The sequence below is a fragment of the Devosia geojensis genome (assembly GCF_000969415.1).
GTDB lineage: Bacteria > Pseudomonadota > Alphaproteobacteria > Rhizobiales > Devosiaceae > Devosia > Devosia geojensis.
Genome location: NZ_JZEX01000167.1, coordinates 1 through 3,544, shown reverse-complemented (window position 1 = coordinate 3,544; position 3,544 = coordinate 1). Strand labels below are relative to the sequence as shown.

The 3,544-nt window shown below is 67.2% G+C and carries 2 protein-coding genes; both read right to left on the bottom strand.

Going from position 1 to position 3,544, the window contains the following annotated elements; genetic code table 11:
- Positions 1 to 48 precede the first annotated feature (48 nt).
- Positions 49 to 1,530, bottom strand: coding sequence for an ABC transporter substrate-binding protein (locus VE25_RS18905; protein ID WP_046110227.1), 1,482 nt, complete (start codon positions 1,528 to 1,530; stop codon positions 49 to 51).
- A 313-nt stretch (positions 1,531 to 1,843) separates the two neighbouring features.
- The coding region (locus VE25_RS18900) for an ABC transporter permease (RefSeq protein WP_083989057.1) at positions 1,844 to 3,544 on the bottom strand (1,701 nt) is incomplete at its 5' end.

The following is a 3,544-nucleotide window of genomic DNA, read 5'->3' as shown; positions in this document are numbered from 1 at the left end:
CCCCTCCCCTCAAGGGGGAGGGGGGCGAGCGCGTACGGTCCCGCCTCCTCACTCCACCCAGCGGATCCCCCGCAGCACCACGCCTTCGATCGGCGAGTTCTGCCACATGCCCTCGAGCCTGGCGTTCCACACGCCCGTCTGCGCCAGTTCGAAGAGGTAGCCGTTGACCGCATCGCGCGCGAGGATGGTCTGGGCTTCTCCCGCCAGTTCCTTGCGCTGCGCGTCGTCGGTCGTGGCATTCAGCGTCTCGATCAGCGCGGCGAACTCGGGATTGTCATAGCCGAAGTAGTAGTCGGGATTGGCATAGATGCCAATGTCGAAGGGTTCGACATGGGCGACGATCGACAGGTCGAAATCGTGGTTGGTGAAGACGTCCTCCAGCCATTGCGCCCATTCGACGTTGATGAGCTCGAGCCTTATGCCGATCTGGGCGAACTGGGAGGCGAGAATCTGCCCGCTGTTGCGCGCATAGCCGACCGGCGGGAGCTTCAGCGTCGCCGCGAACCCGTCCGGATGGCCGGCTTCGGCCAGCAGCGCGCGCGCCTTGTCGAGGTCGTGCGGATAGGTGCCGGTCAGGTCGATGTAGTAGGGGTTGTGCGGGGCGAAGTGGCTGCCGATCGGTTGGCTGTAGCCATAGGTGACGCCGTCGATCAGCGCCTGCCGGTCGATGGCGTGGGCCATGGCCTGGCGCACGCGGATGTCGTCGAACGGAGGCTTCCTGTTGTTGGTCGCCAGCACCACCTCGCCCTCGGTCGTGCCGACCAGCACCTTGAAGCGCGGATCGTTGGCGAAGACATCGAGCGCCTCGGCCGCCATGTTGTTGGTGCCGTCGACGTCGCCGGCGAGGAGCGCGTTGATGAGCGTTGCCGTGTCGCCGATGAAGAGGAAGGTGGCGCGGGTGAGGGCCGGCGTCTCGCCCCAATAGGTGTCGAACCGCTCGAGGATCACCCGGCTGCCCCGGTCCCACTGCACGAAGGCGAAAGGCCCGGTGCCGATGGGCACGCTCGAATTGTTCTCGGCGCTCTCGGGCGCGACGATCACCGCGTCGGGCCGCCCGATATCGAAGAGGAAGGTGCCGGTTGGCCGCGAGAGGGTGAACTCCACCGTCTGCGGATCGACGACGGTGACGCTCTCGATCGGCTCATAGAGCGCCTTCTGCGCGTTGAGGCTGTCCTCGGCGAGGATCCGGTCGAAGGTGAACTTGACGTCCTCGGCGTCGAACGAAGACCCGTCATGGAAGACGACGCCCTCGGCCAGCGTGAAGACGTAGGTCAGTCCATCCTCCGAAATCGTCCATTCGGTCGCAAGGCCCGGTTCGACGCCGCCGTTCTCGTCGATCCGCGTCAGTCCCTCGAAGACGTTCTGGTAGACGACGATGTCGACCGCCTCGGCGGCGTTTGCGGTGGGGTCGAGGGTGGGGGGCTCGAGCGCGACGGCGATGCGCACCGCGCTCTCCTGCGCCCCCGCCGCGCCGGTCAGCACCGCGCCCAGGGCGACGACGAATGAAAGGAGGGCCAAGGCCTTGCGCATGATTCTGCTCCCCAACAGGCGTTTGCGTTCCGTTATAGAGCGTGTCGGGCTTGATTGAAATCGGCGGTTCCTCCGCCTCCCTCCCCCTTGAGGGGAGGGATTGAGGGTGGGGGTGGTACGGTGAGCCACCGCAGTTTTCCCCCTCCACCGGCTGTCATCCCGGCGAAAGCCGGGACCCAGTACACACGGGCTATGCGATCGAGCCGAGCAGCCGCACCTGCCGAACGTCCTCAGCAAAAGCCGCACCCGCGCCGTTTACTGGGTCCCGGCTTTCGCCGGGATGACAGCCGGTGGGTAGGGTCAGCCCGGCGAGCTACAGTTTTCGCCCCGAGCCGATCCGCGTAGCAAGAACGACCGGCACCAGTCCTGCCAGTACGATGAACAGCGCCGGCATCGCGGCTTGCGCGAAGAGGCTCACATTGGCGTGCGAGTAGACGATGGTGGCGAGCGTGTCGACGCCGAGCGGGCGCAGGAGGAGCGTCGCCGGCAGCTCCTTGACGATCTCGACGAAGACGAGCGTTGCCGCCGTCAGGATCGCCGGGGTGAGGGTCGGCAGGTCGATGCGAAAGAGCAGGCCGAGCCCTCGCGCGCCCAGCACCCGCCCGGCCAGCAGCATATTGTCGCCGCGCTTCTTCATCGCCTCGTCGAGGGTCGAGTGCCCGACGGCAAGGAAGCGGATGGTGTAGACGTAGACCAGCGCCAGCATCGAGCCCGAGATGACGAGCCCCGGCCGCCAGTCGAAAAGCGCGATGGTGGCGCGGTTGATCCAGAGGTCGGCCTTGCCCAGCGGCTGCAATAGCCCCAGCGCCAGCACCGTGCCGGGAATGGCGTAGCCGAGCGTCGCGATCTTGATCGCGCCGCGCGACACCGCCGGCCCGGCGCTTTGCTTTGCCGCGATCAGCCCGATGACGACGGTGACCAGCGCCCCCGCCGTCGCCAGCACGATCGTCGGCCCGAGCGCAGTGAGGGTGAGCGAAACGGTTTCCGGCGAGACGCGGCGGAAGGCGAGATAGACGAGCAATCCGAACGGCAGGCCGAAGCCGAGGCCGAGGAGCAGCGTGCAGTAGCCGCTGGCGATCGCGGCCCATCCGCCTTTCAGCCGCTCGCGCCCCGGCGGCACGCGGCTGTCGCGGTGTGATTGGTAGACGCGGTTGCGCCGCGCCGCGCGCTCGAGAAGGATGAGCAGCGCGATGACGAGGACGATGGTCACCGCAAGCTGGGCGGCTCCCGGAAAGTCCGAGCGGTTGATCCAGGTGGAATAGATGATGGCGGTGAGGCTGTTGACGCCGAAATACTGCACTGCGCCGAGGTCATTGACCACCTCCATCATGGCGAGCGTCACCCCGACGACGATGGCGGGCCGCGAGATGGGCAGCGTCACTTCGAAAAACGTGCGCGCCCGGCTGGCCCCGAGCGTACGCGCGGCAAGGTCGAGCGAGGCCGACTGCATGAGAAAGAAGGCGCGGCAGGCGGCGTAGACATAGGGGTAGAGCACGGCGGAGAGCACCACGCTCGCGCCCCAGTTGCTGCGGATGTCCGGAAACCAGTAGTCGCGCAGCGTCTCAGCCCCCGTCAGCATCCGCACGAACTGCTGCACGGGGCCGGTGAAGCCGAGGAATTCCACATAGGTGTAGGCGGCCAGATATGTGGGCACCGCCAGCGGCAGGATCAGCGCCCAGTCGAAGATGCGCCGGCCGGGGAATTCGAAATGGGTGACGAGCCAGGCGGCGACGAGTCCCGTGACGCCCGTGGCGAGCCCGACGGTCAGCATCAGCAGCACCGTCTCGCGCAGCGCCGTCGGCAGCATGGTGGCGGTGAAGCCGTTGCTGCCGGTCGCGGTCATCGCGGCAAGCCCGAGCCAGAGGATCGGCAGGCCCATCACCAGCACCAGCAGAACGGGCACGACCGGCAGGCGCCGGCCGGAGCGGTAGGGGCTGGTGGTGAGCGGCTCGCTGGCGATGTGGCTTGCCTCCGGATGACTCCCCTCCCCCTTGAGGGGAGGGGAGTCATCCGG

Excerpts from the sequence above, each read along its gene's own strand:
- VE25_RS18905 (WP_046110227.1), bottom strand. The coding sequence starts at position 1,530 with ATGCGCAAGGCCTTGGCCCTCCTTTCATTCGTCGTCGCCCTGGGCGCG.